The organism is Leifsonia sp. NPDC058248, from assembly GCF_042881905.1.
In the GTDB taxonomy this organism is placed as follows: Bacteria; Actinomycetota; Actinomycetes; order Actinomycetales; family Microbacteriaceae; genus Leifsonia.
Genome location: NZ_JBHVXB010000014.1, coordinates 18,118 through 44,402 on the forward strand (window position 1 = coordinate 18,118; position 26,285 = coordinate 44,402).

General features: G+C 69.1%; 24 protein-coding genes. 14 read left to right on the forward strand and 10 right to left on the reverse strand.

What is annotated here, in order from left to right; translation table 11 throughout:
• The first annotated feature begins 23 nt into the window (after positions 1–23).
• From ACFVV5_RS18240 to ACFVV5_RS18250, 3 genes are read left to right on the forward strand one after another with little or no spacing between them, the layout of a single operon-like run.
• Positions 24–701: an MOSC domain-containing protein gene (locus ACFVV5_RS18240; RefSeq protein ID WP_387246955.1), complete on the forward strand. Its 678-nt coding sequence runs from the start codon at positions 24–26 to the stop codon at positions 699–701.
• Positions 702–742: 41 nt separating this feature from the next.
• The gene (locus tag ACFVV5_RS18245) at positions 743–1,267 is read left to right on the forward strand and encodes a hypothetical protein (RefSeq protein ID WP_387246957.1); all 525 of its coding nucleotides are present in this window, start codon (positions 743–745) and stop codon (positions 1,265–1,267) included.
• A 59-nt stretch (positions 1,268–1,326) separates the two neighbouring features.
• Positions 1,327–2,196, forward strand: a complete 870-nt coding sequence (locus ACFVV5_RS18250; protein WP_387246959.1) for a LysR family transcriptional regulator — start codon at positions 1,327–1,329, stop codon at positions 2,194–2,196.
• A gap of 140 nt (positions 2,197–2,336) precedes the next feature.
• Here ACFVV5_RS18250 and ACFVV5_RS18255 read toward each other — a convergent pair whose 3' ends face one another.
• Both ACFVV5_RS18255 and ACFVV5_RS18260 read right to left on the reverse strand, forming a co-directional pair.
• On the reverse strand, positions 2,337–3,197 hold the full coding sequence (locus tag ACFVV5_RS18255; protein ID WP_387246961.1) for an aldo/keto reductase: 861 nt from the start codon (positions 3,195–3,197) through the stop codon (positions 2,337–2,339).
• Positions 3,198–3,221: 24 nt separating this feature from the next.
• Positions 3,222–4,193: an aldo/keto reductase gene (locus ACFVV5_RS18260; RefSeq protein WP_387246963.1), complete on the reverse strand. Its 972-nt coding sequence runs from the start codon at positions 4,191–4,193 to the stop codon at positions 3,222–3,224.
• A 163-nt stretch (positions 4,194–4,356) separates the two neighbouring features.
• Here ACFVV5_RS18260 and ACFVV5_RS18265 point away from each other — a divergent pair, with 163 nt between their 5' ends.
• On the forward strand, positions 4,357–4,548 hold the full coding sequence (locus tag ACFVV5_RS18265; RefSeq protein WP_387246965.1) for a hypothetical protein: 192 nt from the start codon (positions 4,357–4,359) through the stop codon (positions 4,546–4,548).
• Here the strand turns inward: ACFVV5_RS18265 and ACFVV5_RS18270 are convergent.
• A complete protein-coding gene (locus ACFVV5_RS18270) occupies positions 4,545–5,117 on the reverse strand; it encodes a TetR/AcrR family transcriptional regulator (protein ID WP_387246967.1) in 573 nt (190 codons plus the stop codon). The two genes, ACFVV5_RS18265 and ACFVV5_RS18270, sit on opposite strands and share 4 nt — an antisense overlap.
• Before the next feature lie 87 nt (positions 5,118–5,204).
• Here ACFVV5_RS18270 and ACFVV5_RS18275 point away from each other — a divergent pair, with 87 nt between their 5' ends.
• The 3 genes from ACFVV5_RS18275 (at position 5,205) to ACFVV5_RS18285 (ending at position 6,955) form a co-directional block, all read left to right on the forward strand.
• Positions 5,205–5,663, forward strand: coding sequence for an anthrone oxygenase family protein (locus ACFVV5_RS18275; protein WP_387246969.1), 459 nt, complete (start codon positions 5,205–5,207; stop codon positions 5,661–5,663).
• Between the two features lie 127 nt (positions 5,664–5,790).
• A complete protein-coding gene (locus ACFVV5_RS18280) occupies positions 5,791–6,489 on the forward strand; it encodes an MBL fold metallo-hydrolase (protein ID WP_387246971.1) in 699 nt (232 codons plus the stop codon).
• Positions 6,490–6,661: 172 nt separating this feature from the next.
• A complete protein-coding gene (locus tag ACFVV5_RS18285; RefSeq protein WP_387246973.1) occupies positions 6,662–6,955 on the forward strand; it encodes a putative quinol monooxygenase in 294 nt (97 codons plus the stop codon).
• On the opposite strand, the gene ACFVV5_RS18290 is transcribed toward ACFVV5_RS18285, so the two are convergent.
• From ACFVV5_RS18290 to ACFVV5_RS18315, 6 genes are all read right to left on the reverse strand, one after another.
• A complete protein-coding gene (locus ACFVV5_RS18290) occupies positions 6,952–7,209 on the reverse strand; it encodes a glutaredoxin family protein (protein ID WP_387246975.1) in 258 nt (85 codons plus the stop codon). The two genes, ACFVV5_RS18285 and ACFVV5_RS18290, sit on opposite strands and share 4 nt — an antisense overlap.
• Positions 7,206–7,898, reverse strand: coding sequence for a nucleoside/nucleotide kinase family protein (locus tag ACFVV5_RS18295; protein WP_387246977.1), 693 nt, complete (start codon positions 7,896–7,898; stop codon positions 7,206–7,208). Before ACFVV5_RS18295 ends, ACFVV5_RS18290 begins: the two co-directional genes overlap by 4 nt.
• 24 nt (positions 7,899–7,922) lie before the next feature.
• Positions 7,923–10,436, reverse strand: a complete 2,514-nt coding sequence (locus ACFVV5_RS18300; protein ID WP_387246979.1) for an alpha-L-rhamnosidase N-terminal domain-containing protein — start codon at positions 10,434–10,436, stop codon at positions 7,923–7,925.
• Positions 10,433–13,279 carry a glycoside hydrolase family 78 protein gene (locus ACFVV5_RS18305; RefSeq protein WP_387246981.1) on the reverse strand — a complete coding sequence of 949 codons (2,847 nt, stop codon included), beginning with the start codon at positions 13,277–13,279 and terminating at the stop codon, positions 10,433–10,435. The genes ACFVV5_RS18300 and ACFVV5_RS18305 overlap by 4 nt, the downstream gene beginning before the upstream one ends.
• Before the next feature lie 49 nt (positions 13,280–13,328).
• The gene (locus tag ACFVV5_RS18310; RefSeq protein WP_387246983.1) at positions 13,329–14,114 is read right to left on the reverse strand and encodes a nucleotidyltransferase domain-containing protein; all 786 of its coding nucleotides are present in this window, start codon (positions 14,112–14,114) and stop codon (positions 13,329–13,331) included.
• A gap of 238 nt (positions 14,115–14,352) precedes the next feature.
• Positions 14,353–15,360, reverse strand: a complete 1,008-nt coding sequence (locus ACFVV5_RS18315) for a LacI family DNA-binding transcriptional regulator (RefSeq protein WP_387246985.1) — start codon at positions 15,358–15,360, stop codon at positions 14,353–14,355.
• A gap of 285 nt (positions 15,361–15,645) precedes the next feature.
• Here ACFVV5_RS18315 and ACFVV5_RS18320 point away from each other — a divergent pair, with 285 nt between their 5' ends.
• The 7 genes from ACFVV5_RS18320 (at position 15,646) to ACFVV5_RS18350 (ending at position 25,904) form a co-directional block, all read left to right on the forward strand.
• Positions 15,646–16,956 (forward strand): ABC transporter substrate-binding protein, encoded by a 1,311-nt coding sequence (locus ACFVV5_RS18320; RefSeq protein ID WP_387246987.1) that lies wholly within the window; start codon positions 15,646–15,648, stop codon positions 16,954–16,956.
• A gap of 114 nt (positions 16,957–17,070) precedes the next feature.
• Positions 17,071–18,009, forward strand: coding sequence for a carbohydrate ABC transporter permease (locus ACFVV5_RS18325; protein WP_387246989.1), 939 nt, complete (start codon positions 17,071–17,073; stop codon positions 18,007–18,009).
• Positions 18,006–18,836 (forward strand): carbohydrate ABC transporter permease, encoded by an 831-nt coding sequence (locus tag ACFVV5_RS18330; RefSeq protein WP_387246991.1) that lies wholly within the window; start codon positions 18,006–18,008, stop codon positions 18,834–18,836. Before ACFVV5_RS18325 ends, ACFVV5_RS18330 begins: the two co-directional genes overlap by 4 nt.
• Before the next feature lie 87 nt (positions 18,837–18,923).
• Positions 18,924–21,194, forward strand: a complete 2,271-nt coding sequence (locus ACFVV5_RS18335; RefSeq protein WP_387246992.1) for a family 78 glycoside hydrolase catalytic domain — start codon at positions 18,924–18,926, stop codon at positions 21,192–21,194.
• 38 nt (positions 21,195–21,232) lie between these two features.
• Positions 21,233–22,396, forward strand: coding sequence for an L-rhamnose isomerase (gene rhaI, locus ACFVV5_RS18340; protein ID WP_387246994.1), 1,164 nt, complete (start codon positions 21,233–21,235; stop codon positions 22,394–22,396).
• A gap of 2 nt (positions 22,397–22,398) precedes the next feature.
• Positions 22,399–24,453 carry a bifunctional aldolase/short-chain dehydrogenase gene (locus ACFVV5_RS18345; protein WP_387246996.1) on the forward strand — a complete coding sequence of 685 codons (2,055 nt, stop codon included), beginning with the start codon at positions 22,399–22,401 and terminating at the stop codon, positions 24,451–24,453.
• Positions 24,450–25,904, forward strand: coding sequence for a rhamnulokinase family protein (locus ACFVV5_RS18350; protein WP_387246998.1), 1,455 nt, complete (start codon positions 24,450–24,452; stop codon positions 25,902–25,904). The genes ACFVV5_RS18345 and ACFVV5_RS18350 overlap by 4 nt, the downstream gene beginning before the upstream one ends.
• On the opposite strand, the gene ACFVV5_RS18355 is transcribed toward ACFVV5_RS18350, so the two are convergent.
• Positions 25,892–26,251: an L-rhamnose mutarotase gene (locus ACFVV5_RS18355; protein ID WP_387247000.1), complete on the reverse strand. Its 360-nt coding sequence runs from the start codon at positions 26,249–26,251 to the stop codon at positions 25,892–25,894. The two genes, ACFVV5_RS18350 and ACFVV5_RS18355, sit on opposite strands and share 13 nt — an antisense overlap.
• Positions 26,252–26,285 lie beyond the last annotated feature (34 nt).

The following is a 26,285-nucleotide window of genomic DNA, read 5'->3' on the forward strand; positions in this document are numbered from 1 at the left end:
CCACGCACGGCAGGATGGGACGCATGGGTGAGCTGCTGGCGGTGTGCCGTGTCGACAAACTGATCCCGGATGCCGGCAACGTCGGTGTGACGGCGATCGACAAGCAGCCCTCCGCCGTGCCGCTGCGCGTTCGGCCGTACGGGGTGCACGGCGATGTGCAGGCCGACCGCAGACATCACGGCGGCCTCACGAAGGCTGTCTACGCCTACGCCGAGGAGGACGCGGGATTCTGGGCGGAGAGCCTCGGCAGGAGCATCCCGCCCGGGCTGTTCGGCGAGAACCTGCGCACGGCAGGGCTCGACGTCAACGGGGCGGAGATCGGCGAACGGTGGCGGGTCGGCGACGGCCTCGTGCTGGAGGTGACCTGTCCGCGGATGCCGTGCGCCGTCTTCCAGCGGCGCATGGGCGAGGCGCACTGGGTCAAGCGGTTCACCGAGGCCGGACTGCCCGGCGCCTACCTGAGGGTCGTGCACTCCGGCTCGATCACGGCGGGGGATCCCATCGAGGTGCTGTCGCGTCCGGGGCACGGGGTCACGATCGCGTCGTGGTTCACGGCTGCCGACAGCGACCAGGCGGATGCCCTGGAGGCGGCCGAGCAACACGGCAGTGTCAGCCTCGTTCCGGAGATGCACGTGGCGATCCGGGACCTGCGTGTGAGGATCGCGTCAGCATCCGGGGCGGTGGCGTCCGAGAATCGTTAGGCCCGCTGCGGGGGCATCCGGACGGGCGTAAGCCTGAGGTCGTGACACTCACACATCTCCTTCCCACTCTCCGACTCACGATGCCCGACCCCCTCGACCGCGACAGCTGGCCCGAGTTCACCACCGCCACCACGACCGATGTCGTCGTCGCCGGTGTCTCCCTGATCCGCCTCGCCGAATGGTGCGGGACGCCGTGCGTGCACACCGCGGCGGCCGTCGTGCCGGGAACCGGCGGCAAGCCGAGCGACTCCGAGCTGGCCGCGGTCGTGGTGCTGCGGGTGGTCGGCGTGACCCCGCGGCACGGCGGCGGGCTCGACGTGCGCCTCGACGGCGAGCTCCACCTGGTCGCGGCGCTGACGGCGCAGGCGCGCCTGATCGGCCGGGCCTCCACGATTCGCGACACCCAGGCTCATGTCGGCGCCTCCGTGATCGACCTTCCCGGCGACCTGCGGGTCGGCGACCTGCTGGCGGTCCCGGTGCGGGGCGTCGCCCGGCTGCACGATGTCGACCCGCGGCGGCGACCGGCCGCCGAAGGGGAGACGCCGCTCGGGTACTGCGGGCGCTGACGGCGGGGGTATCGACAGGGCTGCACAACGGGGTCTCCATTCAGTTGTACCATTGCTGAATGGAACTCCGGCAGCTCGAGCATTTCGTCACCGTCGCAGAAGAGCGGCATTTCACCCGCGCAGCCGAACTGCTGCAGATCTCGCAGTCGGGGCTGTCGGCGTCGATCCGCTCGCTCGAACAGGAGCTCGGAACGTCGCTGTTCATCCGGAGCACCCGGCGCGTCGAACTGACGACGGCCGGGCAGGCGCTGCTCGGCGACTCCGTCCGCACGCTCGCCAGCGCCGCCGCGGCCCGCAATGCCGTGGCCGCGGTGCGCGGGCTGGTGCGCGGCCGCCTCACGATCGGGGCGGAGCCGTGCCTCGGATCCGTCGACCTGCCGTCCGAGCTCGCCTCGTTCCGCACGGCGAACCCGGGAGTCGAAGTGCGCTTGCGGTACTCGGGCTCCCTCGAACTGGTGGAGGCCGTGGCCGGCGGCCGGGTGGACGTCGCGCTCGTCGTCGACACCGGGCACACTCCGGCCGGAGTGCAACTGCGCCGGCTGAGCACTCAGGAGATGCTCGTGCTGTGCCACCCGGAGCACCGGTTCGCGCCGGAGCGGAGCATCCCGCTCGAAGAGTTGCGCGGTGAGCCGCTCATCGGTTTCCAGGAGGGCTGGGGCGCCCAGGCGCTCGCTCGCCGTGCCTTCGCATCGGCCGGGTTCGACTACCGCGCCGCGATGGAGGTGAACGACGTGCATCCGCTGCTCGACCTCGTCGGGTACAACCTGGGCGTTGCGATCGTCCCGGCCAGTTTTGCGAAGAAGCGCCCGGACAAGCTCACGGCGGTCGGGCTGAGCGGCGATGTGCCCGCCTGGAATGTGGCGGTCGCCGTCTCCGACGAGCCGAGCCCGGCGGCGGGCGCCTTCCTGCGCCAGCTGCAGACGGCCTGACGGCGCTGAGCCCGCTCCTGAATTCAGGAGTCTGCGCCAGACGGCGACCGCCCGCTCCTGAATTCAGGAGCGGGCGGTCGGGCGGGCACGGTTTCTCCTGAGAACAGGAGAGGTGCGGCCTGCAGGAGAGGCGCGGCAGGTCAGGCCGCGTCGAGAGCCGCGAACTCCTCCGGGGTGAGCTCGAGATCGACGGCGGTCGCCGAGTCGCGGATCGACTCCGGCCGTGAGGCGCCGGGGATCGGGATGACCCACGGGCTCTTGGCCAGATGCCAGGCGAGGGCCACGACCTGAGGGCTGACTCCGCGAGCATCCGCCACCAGCTGGAACGGCGCGAAACGGTCTCCCAGAGCGCCCGCCGACCGGATGCCGCCGAGCGGGCTCCACGGCAGGAACGCCAGACCGAGCTGGTCGGCGAGCACCAGTTCGGGTTCGCTCGAGCGGAACGCCGGCGAGAACTGGTTCTGCACCGACGCGAGCCGGCCGCCGAGGATCTCCTGCGCCTGCCGGATCTGCTCGGGGTCGGCGTTCGAGATGCCTGCCATGCGGATCACGCCCTCGTCGAGCAGGTCCCGGATGGCGCCGACCGAATCCTCGTACGGAACCGCCGGGTCGGGCCGGTGGAACTGGTAGAGGCCGATCGCGTCGCCGCCGAGACGGGCGAGCGACGCCTTCGCGGCCTCCTTCAGGTATTCGGGACGGCCGTCGACGTACCAGGTGCCGTCGCCGGGGCGGAGGTGCCCGCCCTTGGTGGCGATGAGCACATTCGAGGTGTCGCCGCCCCAGCTGCGAACGGCGCCCGCGATGAGCGACTCGTTGTGGCCGACCTCGTCGGCGTGCAGGTGGTAGGCGTCGGCGGTGTCGAAGAAGGTGATCCCGGCATCCAGGGCGGCGTGGATCGTGGCGATCGAGCGGGCCTCGTCGGGGCGGCCCTCGATCGACATGGGCATACCGCCCAGGCCGATCGCGCTCACCTGGACATCAGCGATCTTGCGTGTCTTCATGTGTGTTGCGTTGTTCCTTTCGGGTTACCAGGCGTAGTCCTCGGGCGCAGTCTTGTGCCCGGGGAAGATCTCGTCGAGTCGGGCGAGGGCCGCGTCGTCGAGGGTGACGTCGAGGGCGCGCACCGCTGCGTCCAACTGCTCGCGCGTGCGCGGGCCGATGATCGGTGCGGTGACGGCCGGCTGGGCGAGCAGCCAGGCCAGCGCGATATCGCCCGGCTCGTGGCCGAGCTCATCGGCGAACGCTTCGTACGCCTCGATGGCGTCGCGGTGGGTGGCGAGCGTCTCGGCCGAGCGCCCCTCGAGGCGGCGCTTGCCCTCGTTCTGCTTGCGGATGACGCCGCCGAGCAGTCCGCCGTGCAGCGGCGACCACGCGATGATTCCGACGCCGTTCGCCTGCGCGGCCGGCAGCACCTCGAGCTCGACCTGGCGGGTGAGCAGGTTGTAGATCGACTGCTCGCTCACCAGACCGGTGTAGTTGCGTCGGCGAGCTTCGGCCTGCGCGGTTGCGATGTGCCAGCCGGCGAAATTGCTCGAGCCCGCGTACAGGATCTTGCCCTGGGTGACCGCGGTCTCCATGGCCTGCCAGATCTCGTCCCACGGCGTCCCGCGGTCGACGTGGTGGAACTGGTAGATGTCGATGTAGTCGGTCTTGAGACGCGTGAGGCTCGCATCCAGGGCACGCCGGATGTTCAGAGCCGACAGCCTGCCCTCGTTGGCCCAGTCGCCCATGTCGCCGTAGAGCTTGGTGGCGAGCACGGTGCGCTCACGCCGCCCCTCGCCTTTCGCGAACCAGTCGCCGACGATCGATTCGGTCGCGCCCTTGCCGCGGTGCTGGCCGTACACGTTGGCCGTGTCGAAATAGTTGATGCCGTAGTCGTGGGCGGCATCCATGATCGCGTGCGAATCCTCGTCGCTGGTCTGGGGGCCGAAGTTCATCGTGCCGAGCGCCAGACGTGAGACTTTGAGGCCGGACCGGCCCAGGTGTGTGTACTCCATGACGCCAGCCTCCGCTCGGACGAGTCAGATGTCCAACAGGAGATGTGAATGCAATTGTGCAGCCGAAGTGCTGAATTGCCGGATGCCCGCGACCTGACGCCTCTGGCGAACTGGGGCCTCCGAATGGTCTGAGAGCAATCTCAGCGTCTGCGAAGCTCTCTCTATGACTGACACGACCACGACGCCGCCCGGCAAGTTCGTCGTCGCGCCCGACCCGGCCCTCGGGGCGGACGAGCTCTACAAGGGAGCGAGCGCGACAGGCAATCTCGTGCTCGCCATTCCGGCCGACGGGAAGGGCCTCATCCGTGTGACCCCGGGCATCTTGGCCAAGGACGTATTCATCGCGACAAACTAGTGAGGCGGATGCGCCGCGAAGCGGACGCCGAGCTCGGTCACGCGGTGCGATCGGTGTTCAGGGCGCATGCGGTCGGTGCGTTCCAGGAGGCTGATGCCGTGCAAGGCGCCCCAGAAGACTTCGGTCGCCGTGCCGTCGCCATCGTCACCGATCGCATCCGACAGCACATCGAACCCGGCCCGAATGTCGGATTCGGTTTCGTCACTCGCGAAGTGCGCAGCGATGGGCTGCTGGAACATTGCTTCGTAAACAGCAGGATGCTCGCTGCCGAAGTCCAGGTAGGCGGACGCCACGGCCTCGATTGCACTGCGGCCGCGCTTTCGGCCGAGCGCAGCGCGACACTGTTGCGCCAGGTCGACGAAGCCCTCGAGTGCGACCGCCAGCATGATCTCCGACTTGCCTCCGGGAAAGTGGCCGTAGAGCACGGGCTGGGTGTAACCGATCGTGTCGGCGAGATGACGCGTCGTCACGGCTGCCCACCCAGCGGCGTCGGCGCGCTCGCGCGCGGCCGCGAGGATGCGACGGCGACGCTCATCGTTTCGCTGCTGACGTGCCGTCTGATCTGCCATCAGTTCTCCTCTTGTGGTCTGTTCCGCCAGGAACTATGGTAGCACTGCTAGTTTTTCTAGCGCCGCTAACTACGAGAGGAACTCTCCATGGCATCCGTTCTCGCGGTCATCACCGCCACCGTCGTCGGCCTCATGGTCGGCGTCGAGTTCTCCGTCGCCTTCGTCATCAACCCCATCATGTTGCGCCTGCCTGCGGCCGCATCACTGATGGGACGAGCCGAAGGCGGGCGCATGCTGGGGCGCGCAATGCCGTTCTGGTACGTCGGGTCCCTCATCCTCACCGCCGCTCTGACGGCTGTCGCATGGGGCACCCCGGCTGCCACGTCGGCACTGATCGCTGGAGTATTGCTGGCCATCAGCGTCATCATGTCCATCGTCCTGCTGGTACCGATCAACAACCGCTCGACGACGTGGACGCCCGAAAATCACCCCGACGACTGGAAGGAGCAACAGCAGCGCTGGGACCGGCTGCACTACGCCCGCGTCGCGATCATCGTTGCCGCCTTCGTGCTCGTCCTGGTCGCGGCCACGACGTTCCAGCTGTGATCGCCCTCCGGCGCGCGAACAACCGCATCTTCCCCCAGCGTCAGCACTCCCTGCCGAATCGGCCCGAGGGCCGGGGTCTTCTGCATTCTGCCGCTCGGCGCCGATCTGGTGGCATCCTGGAGGGACGATGCACCAGCTCACGGATAACGTGTACCAGCTCGACAGGGCGACGGGCGCCAACGCGTACCTTGTCGTCGGCGTTCCGGATGCCGGCGGCTCGGGCGTCGACGGCTCGGATGTCGACGGCTCGGGCGTCGATGGCGGCAACGGCGCCGGCGTCGCGCGGAGCGTGCTGATCGACACCGGACTGGGGTTCGGCGCCGAGGCGGTGCGCGCGGAGCTCGAGGCCGCGCGGGATCTCCCGCCGGTGACGGACATCGTCCTCACGCACTACGACCCCGATCACGCGGGCGCGGCCGCCGCCCTGCAGAAGACACTGGGCGCACGCGTGTGGATCGGCCGGGCGGATGCGCCCATCCTGCGCCAGAAGACGGCGCCGCCGACGCGGTCCCGGCGGATGATGAACCTCTTCGGTCGGCCGCGGCCCCCGGCCGACCTGCTCGAGATCGGGGAGGAGCGCGAGATCATTCCTGGGCTCCTCGCGATCCCGGCACCGGGTCACACGCCCGGTCACACGATCTACACGTGGCGTGGAGTGGTGTTCTGCGGCGATGCGGCGCGGCTCAAGGACGGCCGGCTCATGCAATTCCCGTCGTTCCTGATCAGCGACAAAGCCGAGGCGGTCGAGTCGGAGCTGCTCATTGCGAGCCTGCGGCCGAGGCTCGTCTGCCCGGGTCACGGCAAGCCGGGCATCCTGGCCCGCTGACGCCCTCGCGGCGGTCGTCCTCCGATGGGCGCCGACGCAATCGACTCCGGACTTGCTGGGTCGAATCGCGCGATTTCGACCCAGCAACTCAGGACTCGAGTGCTGCACGCGATTGGGGGCGGCGGCGCGAGGCGGTGCAGACCTAGGCTGAACGGGGACCGAAGGAGGCCGCATGGCTGTCACATCATTGCTCGAGATGCGTTTCGCGCCGGATCACCTCGTCGACGGGCCGGTCGCCCTCCGCGAGATCCTGATGCAGACGCGGGCGCGCGAAGGATGCCTCGGAGTCGAAATCGTCACAGACGTCGCCGACCCCGCCCACACCATCGCCATCGAGCGCTGGGAGTCGATCGAGCACGACGACGCCTATCGCGCGTGGCGGAAGGGGCCCGGCGCCTCGAACCTCTCGGACTACCTGGTCGCGCCGGCGACGCTCACCCGGTGCGAGGACGTGGCCGCGCTCTAGCGGCTGAGCGCTGCCTCGAGCTCCGGATCCGTCGGCTCCACCAGGTGCGAGCCGTCGGGGAAGACCACCACGGGGATGCTGGTGCGTCCGCTGATCGCGAGCGCGCGGTCTGCGGCATCGGGGGTCGCGACCAGGTCGATGTAGTCGTATTCGGCGCCGAGGCGGTCGAGGAGGGCCTTCGAGCGGATGCAGTCCCGGCACCAGTCGGCGCCGAACATCGTGACCTTGTCGAAGGCTGCGGGAGAAGTCGTCATGCTTCGATCGTAGGGCGGCCGGCTGAGAGGTCCGTGCGCCCGTCGACGACGAGGGTCGCCCGGGGGCGCGTCGCCTCGATGAGGAGGGCGTTCGCGCCGTCGACGTTCTGCGCCCAGGCGCGAGCATCCGGAGCAGTGCGGCCGTGCCGCTGGTGCCGTTCGACCAGCCGGCGCATCCGCTCGGTGTCGGAGGTCTCGACGAACCAGCTCTCGTCGAGCAGGTCCCGGATGCCCGCCCAGGGTTCCTGCCCCGCCAGCAGGTAGTTGCCTTCGACGACGACGAGGCGTGCGTGCGACGGCACCGCGATCGCGCCGGCCACTGGCTCGTCGACGGCGCGGTCGAAGCCGGGTGCGTAGACGGTGTGGTCGTCTTCGATGAGGAGCCGGCGCAGGAGCGCGACGAAACCCCAGCCGTCGAAGGTGTCGATCGCACCCTTGCGGTCGTGGCGGCCCAGCTGGTCGAGGGTGGCGTTCGCGAGGTGGAAGCCGTCCATCGGGAGGGCGACGGCGAACGGCTCGTCCCGGCCGTCGAGCGCGTTGACCCGGGCGACCACCTCCGCCGCGAAGGTGGTCTTGCCCGAGCCGGGGCTGCCGGCGATGCCGAGAAGCGCCCGCTCGCCGTCGCGGGAGAGGGCCTGCGCGCGCCGCGCCAGCACCTCGATGTCGCCGTGCAGGCCTGTGCGGTTCACTCTTCCATTCTGGACGGTGCGGCGTCAGAGCGTCGACGTCACCGACCCGGCCGCGAACTCCTCCTCGCTGCCGTCGGTGTGCACGAGGATCCCGGGAAGCGGGCTCTCGATCGCAACAGTCCCTCCCTCGACGCGCACCCGGACCGACCCGTGCGGCGTCGGAACGGAGCCTTCCGCGAACCCGAGCGGGCCGAGAGACGGGGCGACACGCACCGCCGTGAACCCCGCTGCGCCCGGCGTGACGCCGAGCACGTACTGCACCAGGTCCTTGGTGGGCGTGCTGCTCCAGCCGTGCACCGGCGTGCCCCAGCCCCAGCATTCGCCGAAGGTGTCGTAGCCGTCGACGAGGAACTGCGACCAGCGGCGCATGAGCGTGACCAGGTCGCCTGCGCGGCCGGCGGCGGCCACCGCGTCGTGGACCAGGTAGCTGTAAAACGGCTCGGCGATGACCACTTCGCGTTCCGGATCCCAGTCGATGCGCTGGATGCCGTGCATCTGGTCGGCGATCTTCACCTCATCGTACGAGCCGTCCTCGCCGCCGATCCACGAACGCACTACGAGCGTGCCGGGGTCGGTGATCGCCGTGACGATCCGGTCCCAGCGCGCACGCGGGGCGAGCCCGGAGACGATCGCCGTCGCTCCGGCCGCCTGCGAGGCGGCCGGCTGCGCGACGCCGTCGAGGATGTGGTCGATGTACGTTCCGCGGGTCTCGTCCCAGAAGTCCTCGTAGCCGTCGGCGGCCTGGGCGTGCAGCTCGTCCGCCCAGGCGGCGGCGCCGGGGTTTCCGGCGAAGCGGCTGAGCTCGGCGAACTCCCGGAGCCCTCGCGCCCAGAGGGCGGTGAGGAGGCTGCTGCGTCCGGTTACGAACACGCTCGACCAGTCGACGAGGTTCCATTCGGGCACCTCGGCGAGGGTCCCGCGGTCGTCGAGGTACGGCAGGTACCAGCGCAGCACGCGCTCGACCGTCGGCAGCAGTGCGCGGATCTCCTGCTCGTCGCCGAGGTAGCGGTAGAGGTTGTGCACGCCGTGCACCCAGTGCAGCGACCAGTCGGGGATCGTGAAGCCGCCCGAGGACTCGATCTCGCCCACGACGCTCATCGGCAGGATGCCGTCGGGGCGGGGCGAGTTGCCGAGCGCCACGTAGGCGCGGGCGAGCCGCCAGTCGGCGTTGGTGGTGAGGTGCACCAGCTGGTGCACGACACCGTCGCCGACCCAGGCGCGCTGTTCGCGGGTGGGGCAGTCGGTGAAGGCGTCTTGCGCGTTGCACTGCACGGTCCGGATGCCGGCGGCGTAGAGCGCGTCGATCTCGGCGTCGTCCGAGCGGAAGAAGGCTTCGCCCGTGTGCGGGTACAGCCGTTCCTGCACCTCGACGCCGGTGATGACGGCCGAGGCGTCGCCGCCGCTGACCAGCAGGTGCGCGTAGCGGAGCCCGTTGACCTCGATCGCGTCGAACCGGTCGTTCTCGCCGCGGGCGATGTAGCGCGCACCGGTGATCGGGATGGAGAAGCTTTCGCTCTCCTCTTTCGAGTGCGGTCGCTCGCGGTACAGGATGTCGAGCGTCGTCCCGGCGGCCGCCTCGAGCGAGATGTGCACCGTGCCGACGACGACCCGGCCGAAGTCGAGGCTGATGAGCGTCGCGCTGCCGGACCGCGACGGAACGGCGACCGGGAACGCGGTCTCCAGGTCGCCCGAGACGTCGTGCCCGTCGAGCGCGGCCCGCACACGCGGCACCGGATGCTCTCCCGGCTCGAGTGCGAACGGCAGCTCGCTGCTCACCCGCACGATCGCCGGCGCGACGCGCTCCCCGCCGACGGCCGCCGTTCCTCGCGGAAGCAGCGCCCCGTAGGGATCGGTCGGGGGCTGGGTGCGACCGAAACCGCCGATGTGGTTGGCCGGGCGCCGGTGGGCGGTCGGCCAACCGGTGTCGTCGAAGCCGGGGTCGGCCCATCCGTCCGGGAGCTCGCGGGCGTCGACCCGCTCCACCGGGACCCCCTCGAGGCCTTCGAGGGCGGGAGCGGTCCACGCCGAAGCGCGGTGCACCTTCCAGTCGGCGTCGGTGACCAGCCAGTCGTCCCCGAGGCGTGCCTCCAACGCGAGCACGGCATCCAGCCCCAGACCGCCGTTGGCGGCTGCCGGCTGCCAGAACGCCGTCGGGTTGCCGTAGTAGGTGACCAGCACGGCGATCGTGTTGCGGCCCGCCCGCAGGAAAGGCGCGAGATCGTACTCGTCGAAGCGCAGCCGGCGCGGCTGCGAGCGGGCGGGACCGCGCCCGGCCTCGACGCCGTTGACGATCAGGACGTAGCGCGAATCGGCGGTCAGGCGGGCCGGGACCACGGCCGGTATCGCGTCGAGGTCGACCGTGGTCCGGAAGATCGTGCGGTGGAACGGCTCACGTGCCTCCGTGGCGCCGAGGGAGGCGGGGGAGCCACCGGACGGCGCCTCCGCGCCGATCCAGTGCGCGTGCCACCCGATCCCGTCGAACGCGGAGGCGGCGGAAGCGGTGATCGCAGCGTTCCCGCCCGTCGGTTCGATGGTCATGAGGCGTCTGCTTTCAGTTCGGAGAGACCGCGAGCGGTGTTCAGCCCGGCGAGCGACGTCGCGATGTCCGCCCTCACCGAGGGTGAGAGCTGCCGGAAGGTGTCGTCGAGGGGGCGGCCCGCGGTCCAGCGGGTGTGGGTGCGGAACACCCGGGCGAGGTGCTCGTCGTGCACCGCGATCGCCGACCAGACCGCCTCGTACGCGGCCGGGTCGTCGATGATGTCGCTGAGGGGGGTGTCCACGGTGACCGCCCGCGCCGAGCGGATGTCGACCGACGCCGCCACCGTCCACTCGTACGAGCCGGATCCCACCTCGAACGTCTCGTCGGAGCCGGGCAGGGTCACGACCGCGGTGGTGTTGGCGGGGATCTCGGCAGTCACGGTCACGACATCGCCCTCCCGGCGCCAGCCCGCGCTCGCGCGTCCGTACGGCGTCTCGTGCGCCGCCGCGGCGTGGTCGAACCCGGTCAGAGGCTGCGGGGCGATCGCGATCACGCGGTAGCCGGGAGCGGCCGGAGCGAGGCCCGCCACCGTGCGGTGCAGCCAGTCGGCCACCGCGCCCAGGGCGTAGTGGTTGAACGACGTCATCTCGCCCGGGTTGATCGACCCGTCTTCGAGCATGCTGTCCCAGCGTTCCCAGATGGTCGTCGCCCCCATCGTGACGGGGTAGAGCCAGGAGGGGTTCTCGGTCTGCGTCAGCAGGCGCGTGGCCACGTCGAGATGCCCGGTCACGGTCAGCGCGTCGGTGATGAGCGGGGTGCCGACGAAGCCCGTGCCGATGTGGTAGCCGGATGCCCGCACGAGATCGGCGAGGCGGTTGCCCATCGCCTGGCGCTGGTCGTCGTCGGTGGCCAGGTCGAACATGATGGCGGTCGCGTAACCGGTCTGCGCATCCGACATCATGCGGCCGGAGTCGGTGATGTACTCGGCCACGAAGGCGTCGCGGATGGCGTCGGCCTCGGCCTCGTAGCGCGCGGCGTCGTCGGCGTGGCCGAGGAGGGCGGCAGCCCGAGCGGTGAGGTCGACGGACCGGTAGAGGTACGCGCTGGCGACGATGTCGGGGTCGGTCTTCGCGTCGGCGGGGAACTCCGGCGGAGCCGCCGGGTCGAGCCAGTCGCCGAATTGGAAGTGGTCCTCCCAGAGGTGGCGGTCGCCCGCGAGCGCGAGCAGTGCATCCGACCACGCCTTCATGCTCTCGAACTGGTCGCGGAGCACTCCGAGGTCGCCGAACCGCTCGTGGAGGACCCAGGGCACGACCGTGGCCGCGTCGCCCCAGGCGGCGGCCACCATCGGGTGCTCTTCGAGGACCGACGGGATGACGAAGGGGACCGTTCCGCCGGCGTGAGCCTGTTCGCGGGCGAGGTCGATCAGCCAGCCGGTGAGGAACCCGTCGGCGTCGTACAGGAAGCTCGCGGTGGGCGAGAAGACCTGGATGTCGCCGGTCCAGCCGAGTCGTTCGTCGCGCTGCGGGCAGTCGGTCGGCAGGTAGAGGAAGTTGCCGCGCATGCCCCAGACGACGTTCTCGTGCAGGCGGTCGACGAGCTCGTTCGAGCTCTCGAACCAGCCGGTCCGCTCCATGTCGCTGTGGATGACCACGGCCGTGACAGCGGTCGGGTCGAGGTCGCCGGGCAGGCCGTCGATCTGGGCGTAGCGGAAGCCGTGGAACGTGAAGCGCGGCTCCCAGGTCTCCGCCCCGCCGCCGGCGAGCGTGTAATGGTCGGTCGCCGCCGCATTGCGCAGGGGCCGGATGCCGAGCTCGCCGTTCTCGAGGACCTCGGCGTGCCGCAGGGTGATCGTCGTTCCGACGTCGCCGCTCACCGTCACGCGGAGCCGCCCGACGAGGTTCTGCCCGAAGTCGAGGATGGTCCTGCCGCTCGGCGACGTGATGACCGCCTGCACGGGGAGCTCCTCGATCGCACGCACGGCGGGAGAGATGCGCGCCTCGGGCACCGGGTACGGCTCGGTGTCGACCGCGACGGCCGACCAGCCGGCGTCGTCGAAGTCGGGGGAGGACCAGCTCTCGATCACGCGGCGGGCGTCGTAGGACTCGCCCGCGTAGATGCCGCTCGCGGTGATCGGGCCGTCGCCGGTCGCGCGCCAGGAGGCGTCGGTGAGGATGGTCTCGCTCGTCCCGTCGTCGTACTCGATCACGAGCTGGGCCGCGACGGCGGGCTGGTCGCCGTAGATGCGCTCTGCGTTCTCCCGGAAGCCGAAGTTCTCCGTGTACCAGGCGCCGGCGAGGTTCAGGCCGATGGCGTTGCGTCCGGTGCGGAGCAGCTCGGTGACGTCGCTCGTCTCGTGCACGAGGTGGAACTGGTAGCTCGTCCAGCCGGGCTTCAGGATCTGGTCGTCGACCTCGGTGCCGTTGATCTCGGCCTGGTAGGCGCCGTGCGCCGTGGCGTGCAACGTGGCGCGGGAGACCGGCCGGGTGATGTCGAACGTCGTGCGGACCAGCGCCGGCTGAGCATCCGTCGCCGGATCGGCGAGCCCGATCATCGACGCCGCCCACTCGCCATCGCCGAGGAAGCCGGCCACGATCTCGGCGGGCTCGCTCCACTCGGACGCCGAGCCGTCCACCCCGGTCACCCGCACGCGCACGTGGTGGGTGGTGCGCGGCGCCAACGGCTCGAAGGGCCACTCGACCAGGGCCGAGTCGCGGCCATCGACGACAGCGCGGGCATCCCGGTCCAGCTCGATCTCCGCCGACGCCTGGCGCCAGTCCGGCTCGGTGGCGGCGGACTTCCAGGTCAGCCGTGGCGTCGGCGTCGGGACGACCGAGCTGTCGGAACGCAGTTCGGCGCGAACGGAGACGACCCGGACGTTCGCGGGGTGGGCGGTGCTCATGTCTTGCTCCTCATCAGTTGGACTCATCGGTGGCGCGGAGCGCCGGAGGTCAGGAGTATTCGGGGGTCTTGGTGCGGTAGCGCCAGGCGAGCTCGTTGTCGAGCACGAAGGTCGACAGCGTCTCGTCCTTTGGGAGGAGCGCGCCGGTGAACGACTCGAGGCTCGCCAGCAGCGCGTCCGCGGTCGGGGGGCTCGGGTCGGCGAGGACCGCGGCGAGGAGCGCGTCGAAGTCGTCGGGCTTGCGGTCGAGCCCGGCCACCAGCTTCGACAAGTACTTCGGGCCGGGGAAGAGCACGTGGTTCAGGGCGAGCAGCGCGCGCGCCGCCGACGTCGCGAGATGGACCGACGCGTGCCGCAGCAGCAGCTCGTCGCCGCTCTCGGAGGCCTGCTGGAGGAAGTAGCCGCCGTGCAGGCGCGCCTGGGCGAGGAACGATGCGACCCGCGCGTTCCAGTCCTCATCGGCGGGGTCGCCGATCCGGGCGATCCGGGCGGCCAGGTCGTCGACCCGGCTGAAGACGATCCGTGAGGACGCGAATGAGTCGCGCACCGGGTCGTCCCCGCGCTCGGCCGCATCGTCCAGGTAGGAGAGGGTGGCGAGCTTGATGTCGAAGTAGCCTCCGGCGTACCCGATGCCGTCGTCTTCGGTGTACATCAGGCGGCGGCGAGCGAACGCATCCTGCCAGCGGTCCTCGGTGACGACGACGTAGAGATCGACGTCGGAGTCGGGCCGTTCCGTGCCGCGGGCCAGCGATCCGGTCACGACGACGGCGAGGCAGGAGGGCTCCGCCGACTCCCGTTCGACGAACCGGGCGATCGCCGCGTCATGGTGTTTCATCCGGACTCCTCCTGCATCATTGCGCCCTCAACATAACGCAGATCGGCTGAGATTTGAATCGCTTCAATCACAATTGCCGGGAGTCCGGGTGAAATTCACTGTCCGCCGGGGCCCGCTGGGCGTGGGGGATTCACCGGCTCCGAGCATCCGGAGCGGTCGTCGGCCAGGCGGACGACGCCACCGGAATTGATTCGTTTCTACGGGTGCGGCGACGTACCCGCGAGCAGGGAGGCCCGGGCTACGAGGCGCTGCTCGCCCGCACGACGAGCTCCGGCTGATAGCGGATCTGCCGGGGCTCGAGCTCCGGATCGTCGGCCTCCTCGAGGAGGAGCCGCACCGCCGTCTCGCCGATCAGGCGGCTGGGCTGCCGGATGGACGTGAGCGGGACGACCGAGGCACTGGCGAACAGGATGTCGTCGTAGCCGACGAGCGCGATCTCTTCGGGGATCGCGATGTTCCCTTGCATGAAAAGCGTCTGCAGGAGCCCGATGGCGAGCAGATCGTTCGCCGCGAAGATCGCGTCGGGCCGGCTCGCCGCAGGCCGCTCGACGATGGCCTCTCCCGCTCGCCTCCCCTCCTGCACGGTCAACGCGTTGAGCGTGATCGCCTCGAGCGTGACGCCGGGGTGGCCGGCCACGGCCTGACGCGCACCGCGCAGGCGATCGCTCACCTGGCGGATCTCGGACGGCCCGCCGACGAAGGCAATCCGGCGCCGGCCGGATTCGATCAGGTGGGTGACGGCGAGCGACCCGCCTGCGATGTCGTCGACCGAGACCGAGCTGAACGAGAGGTCGTTGCTCACCCGGTCGACCAGGACGGACGGGATGCCGCGGTCGCGCATGCGCCGGAGGCGGGGAACGATGTTGCCGACGGGCGAGATCAGGACGCCCCTCACGCGCAGTTCCTCGAAGAGGTTGAGGTAGCCGGACTCCCGGTCCTTCTTCTCGTCGCTGTTGCCCGCGATCACGGAATAGCCGGCCAGCGTCGCGCCGTCCTCGGCCGCCGTCGTCAGATCGGTGAAGAACGGGTTGCTCCCGCTGAGGGTGATCAGGCCCAGGGCGTGACTGTGCCCCACGCGCAGCTGTCGTGCCGCCTCGTTGCGCACGTACGACAGCTTCTCCATCGCCAGCGTCACGCGCTCGACGGTCTCGGGGGACACGATCTCGGGGCGGTTCAGGACGTTGGAGACGGTGCCGATCGAGACGCGCGCCAGTGCGGCCACATCCTTGACACTCGACGAAACCATGATCGCCCTCTCCGATTCGCATTCTAGGGTGCGGAGCCATTGAATCGATAACTTCCGGCTCAGTCATTTGTGGGGTCGGCCCACATTCGGCTGAAGGCGAATTGAACGATATCCCGCGGGGTGCCCCGCTCAATACCGCAGAAGGACGGGCGAATTCCCGCTGATGCTGAATCGTTACAATTCAGCATTGACGCACGCGCCCGACCCACCTATCTTCAAATGAAGCGTTTCAATGCAAACCCGTATTCCCGGCGGGAGCTGCGGCGCCAATACAAGGAGGTATTCATGTTCTCTCGGAAGACGACGGTTCGCGCCGCCGCCATTCTCGGTGGGGCGGCCTTGATGGGCCTCACCCTCGTCGGATGCTCGACGAGCAGCAGCTCGGGCGGGGCGTCCACGATCCGGCTGATGGCCGGCGGCAACGACCCCGTGGCCACGAAGTTCGCCAACACCCTCGCCGAAGGGTTCCACAAAGCGAACCCGTCGATCACCGTCAAGGTCGACACCCGGCCCACAGGCACCGACGGCGACAACCTGATCAAGACCAAGCTGTCCACCGGAACCATGGACGACGTGTTCCTGTACAACTCGGGCTCGCTCCTGCAGGCGCTCCACCCGGACAGCCAGCTCCAGCCGCTCACCGACGAGGCCTGGGTCAAGGACATCACCCCGGACTTCAAGGCTGCGGTCAGCACCGACAAGGCGACGTACGGAGCTCCGTGGGGCACCACGTTCGACGGCGGCATCATGTACAACAAGAAGGTCTACGAGAAGCTCGGGCTGAGCGTTCCCAAGACCTGGGACGAGTTCATCAGCAACAGCGAGAAGATCAAGGCCGCAGGCATCACCCCGGTGCTCGTCTCCTACGGTGACACCTGGACGAGTCAGCTGTTCGTGCTCGCCGACTTCGCCAACGTGAGTGCGCAGGACTCGCAGTGGGCCGACCAGTACACGGCCAACAAGCGGAAGTACGCCGACGAGCCGGCGCTCGCAGGCTTCACCCACACGCAGGAGATCTTCGACAAGAAGCTGATGAATAAGGACTACGCGTCGATGACCAACGTCGCCGCGCTGAAGGCCCTCGCCACCGGTGCCGGAGCACAGTACCCGATGATCACGGCGGTCATCGGCAACGTTGTGCAGTCCAACCCCGACCAGATCAACGACATCGGCTACTTCGCGGTGCCGACCGAGAGCGGCGACCCGCACGCGACCATCTGGGAGTCCAACGGAGCCTACATTCCGAAGACCACGACCGGTGACAAGCTGACGGCGGCGAAGAAGCTCATCGCCTACCTCAACTCGCCCGCCGGTTGCGACGCACAGAACGCGGTCGGCGTTCCTGCCGGTCCGTTCGCGATCAGCACCTGCAAGGTGCCGAGCAATGCCCCGGCCCTGGTCGCTGACGAGCTGAAGTACCAGCAGGACAACAAGACGGGCCTCGCGCTCGAATTCATCTCGCCGATCAAAGGCCCGAACCTGGAGAAGATCCTGATCCAGGTCGGTTCCGGCATCACCAAGGCCCCCGCCGGTGCTTCGCTCTACGACAACGACGTGAAGGCCCAGGCCCAGCAGCTCGGACTCAAGGGCTGGTAATCCACAACCCGACGAATCGCCCCCGGGCGTAGCGTCACAATGCGGGGCCGACGGCCACCGGTCGCCGGCCCCGCATTTCGTACCACAGCACCGAACTCGACGAGGAGTAGACCAATGTCGACTGCTACACCCGCGACCGCGATACAAGCGGGCGACATCGTGACCGAGATCCATCCGCCGAAGAAGAAGCGGCGGCCGATCAAGTCGTACTACGCGACGTGGTTCTTCATCCCGGCCCTCGTGCTGTATGTGATCTTCTTCGCTCTTCCGACGTTCTCGTCGTTCTACTTCTCGCTGACCCGCTGGTCGCTCTTCGACTCAACCTTCATCGGGTTCGACAACTACGTCCAGTTCTTCAGCGACCCGCAGCTCTACACGAGCTTCATCCACACCCTGATCTACGCCGTCATCACCTCCGGAGCGAAGGTGATCCTCGGATTCCTCCTGGCGCTGCTCCTCACCGCACCGATCATCGGCCGCGGCTACCTCCGCGCCGTCGTCTTCTTCCCGGTGCTGCTCTCGACGATCGGCGTCGGGATCATGTGGAAGGCCCTCCTCGATCCGTTCCACGGCATGGTCAACGCGGTCCTCGGATTCTTCGGGCTGCCCCAGCCGGGCTGGCTGACGGACCCGAACCTGGCGCTCTACAGCATCGCCGGCATCGACATCTGGAAGGGCATCGGCATCGCGACGCTGATCTTCATGGCCGGCATCGTCGCCATCCCCAACGAGTACTTCGAGGCGGCCAGGATCGACGGCGCCGGCGGTCTCAAGATCCTGCGGCAGATCACGATCCCCCTGACCCGCGGAGCGACAGCGACCGTCATCATCCTCTCCCTCATCGGCGGCCTCCGGTCGTTCGACATCATCTGGGCCACGACCGGTGGCGGGCCGGGCTTCACGAGCGACGTGCTCGCCTCCGTGATCTACAAGCAGTACCAGGCCGGATTCTTCGGCTTGTCCACTGCCGGCAACGTGGTGCTGTTCCTCCTGGTCACGGTGATCATGGTCCCGCTCTCGTACTTCCTCAACAGAAAGCAGGTGGAACTGTGACCCGCGAACGCCGCCGCGCCTGGATCGTCGGTTCGATTGCGATCCTCGTCTCCGCTGTCGTCTTCCTCGTCCCGTTCGCTTTCGTCCTGCTTCAGGCCGCGAAAACGCCGTCCGAGGCATCCGATCTCGCCTTCACGTGGCCGACCCAGTGGCAGTTCTTCCAGAACTTCTGGGACACGCTCAACTCGAACGACGGCGTCATCTGGCGCGCGATCATCAACAGCACGGTGCTGACCATCGGTTCGGTCGTGCTGATGGTGGCCATCGGCGCGATGGCCGGCTACGTCCTCGCCCGCAAGCGCAGCAAGTGGGGCCCGGTCGTCAACTTCTTCGTGCTGGCCGGACTGATCGTGCCGCCGGCGGTGGTCCCGACCATCTGGGTGCTGCAAGGCCTCAAGCTCTTCGGGACGATGCCCGGCATGATCCTCATCGAGGCCACCTTCGGGCTCTCGTTCTGCATCCTGCTGTTCCGTGCGTTCGTCGGGAACATCCCGCGCGAGCTCGACGAGGCGGCCGTGCTCGACGGCGCCGGCCCGATCCGGTTGTTCCTCCGTGTCGTGCTGCCGCTGCTCCGGCCCGTGATCGTGACGGTGATCGTCGTGCAGGCGGTCTTCGTGTTCAACGACTTCGCCGGACCTCTCTACTTCCTCCCGGGCGAGCAGGTCACCGTGCAGCTCGCGCTGTTCACGTTCCAGGGCCAGAACCTGAGCTTCTACAACCTGCTGTTCATGGCCATCTTCATCATCACCATCCCGCCGCTCATCGCCTACATCTTCTTCAACCGGCAGATCGTGGGCGGTATTACCAGCGGCGCGGTCAAGGGCTGACGCCCGCGTCAGACTCATCGAAACCGGATACGCGCGCGAACCGCGCTCACCGACCACCTACGACAGAAACGCACTGGAGACATCTCAATGAACTGGCAAGCTCGCATGATCGCCGCCGACGACGACTTCGACGGAGCGCCCCTCCTGCGCCGTGAATTCGCCGTCGACAGCGGGCACGGCGCGGTGAAGAGCGCCACCCTCACGCTCACCGCGCAGGGCGTGATCGAGGCCTCGGTCAACGGTCGCCCCGTCTCGGACGACCTGTTCACGCCGGGCTGGAGCAGCTACGAGTGGCGCCTGCGCTATGCGACCTACGACGTCACCGCCCTGCTGGAGGAGACCAGCGTGATCGGGTTCGCTCTCGGCAACGGCTGGTTCCGCGGCCGGCTCGGCTGGTCGGGCCGCGCGGAGTTCTACGGCACGGAGCTCGGCGCCTTCGCGCAACTCGAGATCACCTTCGAAGACGGCGCCACCCAGCTCGTCGTGACCGACGAGGGCTGGACGGCCGGCCCCAGCGCCGTCCTGGCGAACGACCTGTACGACGGAGAGACCATCGACGCCCGGCGTCGCGACGACTCCTGGCAGCGACAGGGCTTCGCCGGAGAGAACTGGGTCGGCGTGCACGCGCTCGACTTCGACACGGAGATCCTCACCCCGTATGTCGGTCCTCACGTCACCCGGTGGAACGAGCTGCCGGTGCAGGAGATCACCAGCTCCCCGACGGGCAAGACGCTCGTGGACTTCGGTCAGAACCTGGTCGGCTGGGTGCGCCTCAGCGTGCAGGGCCCCGAAGGGGCGGAAGTCTCCATCAAGCACGCAGAGGTCCTGGAGCACGGAGAGCTCGGCACGCGCCCGCTGCGCTCGGCCCTGGCGACCGACCGCTACATCCTCAGCGGCGGCGTGGACGAGTTCGAGCCGACCTTCACCTTCCACGGTTTCCGGTACGCGGAGATCACGGGATGGCCGGGGGAGCTCGACCCGAAAGCCCTCACCGCCGTCGCCGTGGGCTCGGACCTCGAGCGGATCGGCACCTTCCGCACCTCCGACCCGATGCTGAACCAGTTCCACGAGAACGTCGTCTGGGGCATGCGCGGCAACTTCGTCGATGTGCCCACCGACTGCCCGCAGCGCGATGAGCGCCTCGGCTGGACGGGCGACATCGCGGCCTTCGCGCCGACCGCCGCGTTCCTCTACGACGTCGACTCGTTCCTCTCCGACTGGCTGCGCGACGTCGCCGTCGAGCAGGCCCACCACGACGGGATCATCGCCTACGTCGTGCCCGACGTGCTGAAGTACCTCGACCGTCCGGGTGGTTTCCCCGAGACCGAGTCGACCGCGATCTGGAGCGACGCCGGCGTCTGGGTCCCGTGGACCCTCTACCAGGCCTACGGCGACCAGCAGGTGCTCGAGAACCAGTTCGACTCCATGGCCTCCCACGTCCGCCGCGTGCGCTCGCTCCTCTCGCCGAACGGCCTGTGGGACACCGGCTTCCAGTTCGGCGACTGGCTCGACCCGGATGCACCCCCGGAGGACCCGGCCAAGGCGAAGGCCGACACCGGCGTCGTCGCGACGGCCTGCGCCTACCGCTCGGCGACGATCGTGGCCGAGACGGCGAAGATCCTCGGGCGCGCGGCGGAGTACGCCGAGTTCTCCGAGCTGGCGGCGAGCCTCCGTGCCGCGTTCAACGAGCACTACGTCGACAACGGGCGCGTGTTCAGCGACTGCACCACGGTGTACGCCCTCGCGATCGTCTTCGGACTGCTCGACGAGGCCGACGAGGCGGTTGCCGGCGATCGCCTGGCCGAGCTCAGCTCGGAGGCCGGGTACCGGATCTCCACCGGCTTCGCCGGCACCCCGTTCATCACCGACGCCCTCACCCAGACGGGCCACCTCGGCGACGCCTACAAGCTGCTCCTCGAGACCGGATGCCCGTCCTGGCTCTACCCGGTGACGATGGGCGCGACCACCGTGTGGGAGCGCTGGGACTCGATGCTGCCCGACGGCACCATCAACCCGGGTGAGATGACGTCGTTCAACCACTACGCCCTCGGCGCCGTGGCCGACTGGATGCACCGCGTGATCGGCGGCATCTCGCCGCTCGCGCCCGGATACTCGAAGGTGCTCGTCGCCCCTCAGCCCGGCGGCGGCCTCACCGAGGCCGAGACGGAGCTGCAGACCCCGAACGGCCGAATCGCCGTGCGCTGGTCACTCGCGGGCGACCAGCTCACGGTGGAGGCCGAGCTCCCGGCCGGAGTCGAGGGCGTGCTCCGGCTCCCCGGCCAGGACGACCGGCCGCTCGTCGCCGGCACCGTGTCGACGACGGTGCCGCTCCCCACCCCGGTCGGCGCAAGCCGCTAGGAATCGCAAACGCAACCCCGAAATGAATGAGCATTGACATGACTGACCTCACCGCCATCACATCCGCACTCGAGGCACAGGCGATCGAACTGCCGTCGTGGGCGTTCGGCAATTCGGGCACGCGTTTCAAGGTGTTCGGGTCGCCGGGCACGCCGCGCGATCCGTTCGAGAAGATCTCGGATGCCGCCCAGGTGAACAGGTACACCGGGCTCTCGCCGTCGGTCGCTCTGCACATCCCGTGGGACCTCGTCGCCTCGTACGCCGATCTCCGCAAGCACGCGGAGGACAACGGCGTGCGCCTCGGGACGATCAACTCGAACACCTTCCAGGACGACGACTACAAGCTGGGGTCGGTCACGCACTCCGACCCGAAGATCCGCCAGAAGGCGATCGATCACCACTTCCAGTGCATCGACGTGATGAACGAGACCGGCTCGCGCGATCTGAAGATCTGGCTGGCCGACGGCACCAACTACCCGGGCCAGGACGACATCCGCGCCCGCCAGGATCGCCTCGCCGATTCGCTCGCGAAGATCTACGAGCGGGTCGGCGAGGACCAGCGTCTCGTGCTCGAGTACAAGTTCTTCGAGCCGGCGTTCTACCACACCGACGTCCCGGACTGGGGCACCAGCTACGCACACACCGCCGCCCTCGGCGACCGCGCTTTCGTCTGCCTCGACACCGGTCACCACGCGCCGGGCACGAACATCGAGTTCATCGTCGCCCAGCTGCTGCGGCTCGGAAAACTCGGCTCGTTCGACTTCAACTCCCGGTTCTACGCGGACGACGACCTGATCGTCGGCGCGGCCGACCCGTTCCAGCTGTTCCGCATCCTGTACGAGGTGATCCGCGGCGGCGGCTACGCCAACCCCGACGTCGCCTTCATGCTCGACCAGTGCCACAACATCGAGAAGAAGATCCCGGGCCAGATCCGCTCCGTGCTGAACGTGCAGGAGATGACGGCACGCGCCCTCCTGGTCGACACCGAGGCGCTGAAGAAGGCGCAGGCGTGCGGCGACGTGCTCGGCGCCAACGGCATCCTGATGGACGCGTTCTACACGGATGTCCGCCCCGGCCTCGCCGCGTGGCGCGAGTCCCGCGGTCTGCCGGGCGACCCGATGAAGGCGTATGCGGCATCCGGGTACCAGGAGAAGATCGAGGCCGACCGCGTCGGCGGCACGCAGGCCGGATGGGGCGCGTGAGCATGACGAATCCGACAGCTGCCGAGCTGATCGCCCGCTCGAACCGTCTCGGAGCCGACCCGAAGAACACCAACTACGCCGGCGGCAACACCAGTGCCAAGGGCACCGCGACCGACCCGGTGACCGGTGAACCGGTCGAGCTGCTCTGGGTGAAGGGCTCCGGCGGCGACCTCGGAACGCTCACCGAGGCCGGCCTGGCCGTGCTGCGGCTGGACCGCCTGCGCGCGCTCGCCGACGTCTACCCCGGCGTCGACCGCGAAGACGAGATGGTCGCAGCGTTCGACTACACCCTGCACGGCAAGGGCGGCGCGGCGCCGTCGATCGACACCGCCATGCACGGGCTCGTGGATGCGGCGCACGTCGACCACCTGCACCCCGACTCGGGCATCGCGATCGCGACATCCGCCGACGGCGAAGAGCTCACCCGCCGGGCGTTCGGCGACCGGGTCGTGTGGGTGTCGTGGCGGCGTCCGGGCTTCCAGCTCGGGCTCGACATCGCGGCGCTGAAGCGCGAGCATCCGGATGCCGTCGGCGCGATCCTGGGCGGCCACGGCATCACCGCGTGGGGCGACACCAGCGAGGAGGCCGAGGCCAACTCCCTGTGGATCATCGAGACCGCCGCGGCCTACATCGCCGAGCACGGCCGACCGGACCCGCTCGGGGCGCCGATCGAGGGCTACGAGCCGCTCGAGCCGGCCGAGCGCCGGGCGAAGGCGGCCGCTCTGGCCCCGCACCTGCGGGCGATCGCGTCGACCGACCGCGCCCAGGTCGGCCACTTCACGGATGCCGACGTCGTCCTCGACTTCCTGTCCGCCTCGGAGCACCCCCGCCTCGCAGCCCTCGGCACCAGCTGCCCCGACCACTTCTTGCGCACCAAGGTGAAGCCGCTGGTGCTCGACCTGCCGGCCGGCGCCTCCATCGAGGACTCGGTCGCACGGCTCGAGGAACTGCACGAGGCCTACCGTGCCGACTACACCGCCTACTACGAGCGGGGTGCGGCCGCAGCGCGTGAGCGCGGCGAGGAGCCGCCCGCGATCCGTGGCGCCGACCCGGCGATCATCCTCATCCCCGGGGTGGGCATGTTCAGCTACGGCGCGAACAAGCAGACGGCGCGCGTCGCCGGCGAGTTCTACATCAATGCGATCAACGTGATGCGGGGCGCCGAGGCGCTCTCGACCTACGACCCGATCGACGAGGCGGAGAAGTTCCGAATCGAGTACTGGGCGCTCGAAGAGGCCAAGCTGCAGCGGATGCCCAAGCCGAAGCCGCTCGCGTCGCGGGTCGCTCTCGTGACGGGTGCGGCATCCGGGATCGGCAAGGCGATCGCGACGCGACTCGCCGCCGAGGGGGCGTGCGTCGTGATCGCCGACCTCGACCTGGAGAAGGCGCAGGCGGCGGCCGCGGAGCTCGGCAGTGCCGACGTCGCGATCGGCATCGTCGCGAACGTCACCGACGAGTCCGCGGTGCAGCAGGCCGTGGACGCGGCCCTGCTCGCCTTCGGCGGACTCGACCTGGTCGTCAACAATGCCGGACTCTCGCTGTCGAAGTCGCTGCTGGAGACCACGGTCGCCGACTGGGACCTGCAGCACAACGTCATGGCGAAGGGCTCGTTCCTCGTCTCGCGTGCGGCGGCCCGGGTGCTCATCGACCAGAAGCTGGGCGGCGACATCGTCTACATCTCGTCGAAGAACTCCGTCTTCGCCGGGCCCAACAACATCGCGTACTCGGCGACGAAAGCCGACCAGGCCCACCAGGTGCGGCTGCTGGCCGCCGAGCTCGGCGAACACGGTGTGCGCGTGAACGGCATCAACCCGGATGGCGTGGTACGCGGATCCGGGATCTTCGCCGGCGGCTGGGGCGCCAAGCGCGCCGCGGTCTACGGCGTGCCCGAGGAGGAGCTCGGCCAGTACTACGCCCAGCGCACCCTGCTCAAGCGCGAAGTGCTCCCGGAGCACGTGGCGAACGCCGTGTTCGTGCTCTGCTCCTCCGACCTCGACCACACCACCGGGCTGCACATCCCGGTCGACGCCGGCGTCGCCGCCGCGTTCCTGCGATGACCACGGGAAGCGTCGCGGCCGTCGACCTCGGAGCCACCAGTGGCCGGGTGATGATCGGGCAGGTCGGCCCGAACACACTCGAGATCGCCGAGGCCGCGCGCTTCCCGAACACCCCGGTCCGCCTCTGGGAAGGCGACCGGTCTGCACTCCACTGGGACGTTGTCGAGCTGTACCGCCAGGTCACGGACGGCCTCGGTAAGGCGCTCCGCGCCGAGCCCGGGATCCTCAGCGTGGGCGTCGACGCATGGGCGGTCGACTACGGGCTGCTCCGCTCGGGCGTGCTGCAGGGCATCCCGTACCACTACCGCGACGAGCGGGGGAGCAGCGGACCCGCGCTCACCCACTCCCGGATGCCCGCCGACGAGCTGTACCGCCAGAACGGGCTGCAGTTCCTCCCGTTCAACACGCTCTACCAGCTCGCGGTCGACCGGGTGGACGGCCGGCTCGCCGACGCCGACACGATGCTGCTCATCCCCGACCTGTTCACCTACTGGCTGAGCGGCTCGGCGGTCGCCGAACGCACCAACGCGTCGACCACCGGCCTGCTCACCGTCGACGGCGAATGGAACGCCCCGCTGATCGACACGCTGGAGCTGCCCCGGGGGATCTTCCCGGCGGTCGTCGACGCCGGCACGACGGTCGGCTCCCTGCTGCCGGGCCTGCGGGCCGACTTCCAGGTCGGGGGCGCCGGCCCGAGCGTGACGACCGTGGGATCCCACGACACGGCGTCGGCCGTGGTCGCCGTGCCGATGCGCGCGGAGAACGCCGCCTACATCTCGTGCGGGACCTGGGGTCTCGTCGGCGTCGAGGTGGAACGGCCGGTGCTGTCCGAGGCGGCCCGCCTGGCGAACTTCACCAACGAAGGCGGCGTCGACGGACGCGTGCGCTTCCTGCACAACGTGATGGGGCTCTGGCTGCTCAGCGAGTCCATTCGCACCTGGAAGTCGAACGGGCTCGCGGTCGACCTCGTCGCCCTGCTCGACCGGGCCGAGGCATTCACGGGACCGGTGCCCGTCTTCGACGCGAACGACCCCCGCTTCCTCGCGCCGGGAGACCTGCCGGCGCGCATCGCCGCGTGGTGCGAGGAGCACGGGATGCTCGCACCGCGCAACCCCGTCGAATACGTGCGGAGCATCGTGGAGAGCCTCGCCGAGGCGTTCGCCGCCGCCGTGCGGACCGCGGGCGACCTCGCCGGGCGCCGGATCGACACCGTGCACGTGGTCGGCGGCGGCGCCCGCAACCGACTGCTCTGCCAGCTCGTCGCCGACCGCACGGGACTGCCGGTCCTCGCGGGACCCGTCGAGGCGACGGCGATCGGCAATGTCCTGGTGCAGGGGCGCGCCCGGGGGCTCGTCACCAGCGACCTCGAATCACTTCGCGCGCTCGTCTCGCGCGAGCATCCGCCGGCCCGCTACGAGCCGAGAACGGTCAGGGCCGGTCAGGCCAGCTGATCCTCGAGGTGGAAGATCTCCTCGAGGAGGAGGAAGCCCTCATCGGGGGCGGCGTCGCCGAGACCGACGAAGAACTGCGCCATCTCGGCCTGCCAGCGGGCGTTGACGTCGGTGAGCGCCATCAGCTCCTGCGCCCGCGCGATCGAGGGGGTCTCGACGTAGCCGATCAGGAGTCCGTCGCTGCGCAGGAAGAGCGAGTAGTTGTTCCAGCCGCTCGCCTTGAGGGCGCTGAGCATCTCGGGCCAGACCGCCGCATGACGGCTCCGGTACTCGTCGAGCCGGTCGGGTCGCACCTGAAGTTGAAAGCACGCGCGCTGCATGTGTGGGGCTCCGCTCTTTCGCGTCATGGTCGTGAAACGTTTTAATGCTCCTGGAAGTACA

Excerpts from the sequence above, each read along its gene's own strand:
- ACFVV5_RS18300 (WP_387246979.1), bottom strand. The coding sequence starts at position 10,436 with ATGACCATCGAACCGACGGGCGGGAACGCTGCGATCACCGCTTCCGCC.
- ACFVV5_RS18325 (WP_387246989.1), top strand. The coding sequence starts at position 17,071 with ATGTCGACTGCTACACCCGCGACCGCGATACAAGCGGGCGACATCGTG.
- ACFVV5_RS18310 (WP_387246983.1), bottom strand. The coding sequence starts at position 14,114 with ATGAAACACCATGACGCGGCGATCGCCCGGTTCGTCGAACGGGAGTCG.
- ACFVV5_RS18345 (WP_387246996.1), top strand. The coding sequence starts at position 22,399 with ATGACGAATCCGACAGCTGCCGAGCTGATCGCCCGCTCGAACCGTCTC.
- ACFVV5_RS18250 (WP_387246959.1), top strand. The coding sequence starts at position 1,327 with ATGGAACTCCGGCAGCTCGAGCATTTCGTCACCGTCGCAGAAGAGCGG.
- ACFVV5_RS18305 (WP_387246981.1), bottom strand. The coding sequence starts at position 13,279 with ATGAGCACCGCCCACCCCGCGAACGTCCGGGTCGTCTCCGTTCGCGCC.
- rhaI (WP_387246994.1), top strand. The coding sequence starts at position 21,233 with ATGACTGACCTCACCGCCATCACATCCGCACTCGAGGCACAGGCGATC.
- ACFVV5_RS18255 (WP_387246961.1), bottom strand. The coding sequence starts at position 3,197 with ATGAAGACACGCAAGATCGCTGATGTCCAGGTGAGCGCGATCGGCCTG.
- ACFVV5_RS18240 (WP_387246955.1), top strand. The coding sequence starts at position 24 with ATGGGTGAGCTGCTGGCGGTGTGCCGTGTCGACAAACTGATCCCGGAT.
- ACFVV5_RS18280 (WP_387246971.1), top strand. The coding sequence starts at position 5,791 with ATGCACCAGCTCACGGATAACGTGTACCAGCTCGACAGGGCGACGGGC.
- ACFVV5_RS18285 (WP_387246973.1), top strand. The coding sequence starts at position 6,662 with ATGGCTGTCACATCATTGCTCGAGATGCGTTTCGCGCCGGATCACCTC.
- ACFVV5_RS18355 (WP_387247000.1), bottom strand. The coding sequence starts at position 26,251 with ATGACGCGAAAGAGCGGAGCCCCACACATGCAGCGCGCGTGCTTTCAA.
- ACFVV5_RS18335 (WP_387246992.1), top strand. The coding sequence starts at position 18,924 with ATGAACTGGCAAGCTCGCATGATCGCCGCCGACGACGACTTCGACGGA.
- ACFVV5_RS18275 (WP_387246969.1), top strand. The coding sequence starts at position 5,205 with ATGGCATCCGTTCTCGCGGTCATCACCGCCACCGTCGTCGGCCTCATG.
- ACFVV5_RS18350 (WP_387246998.1), top strand. The coding sequence starts at position 24,450 with ATGACCACGGGAAGCGTCGCGGCCGTCGACCTCGGAGCCACCAGTGGC.
- ACFVV5_RS18265 (WP_387246965.1), top strand. The coding sequence starts at position 4,357 with ATGACTGACACGACCACGACGCCGCCCGGCAAGTTCGTCGTCGCGCCC.
- ACFVV5_RS18320 (WP_387246987.1), top strand. The coding sequence starts at position 15,646 with ATGTTCTCTCGGAAGACGACGGTTCGCGCCGCCGCCATTCTCGGTGGG.
- ACFVV5_RS18270 (WP_387246967.1), bottom strand. The coding sequence starts at position 5,117 with ATGGCAGATCAGACGGCACGTCAGCAGCGAAACGATGAGCGTCGCCGT.
- ACFVV5_RS18290 (WP_387246975.1), bottom strand. The coding sequence starts at position 7,209 with ATGACGACTTCTCCCGCAGCCTTCGACAAGGTCACGATGTTCGGCGCC.
- ACFVV5_RS18315 (WP_387246985.1), bottom strand. The coding sequence starts at position 15,360 with ATGGTTTCGTCGAGTGTCAAGGATGTGGCCGCACTGGCGCGCGTCTCG.
- ACFVV5_RS18260 (WP_387246963.1), bottom strand. The coding sequence starts at position 4,193 with ATGGAGTACACACACCTGGGCCGGTCCGGCCTCAAAGTCTCACGTCTG.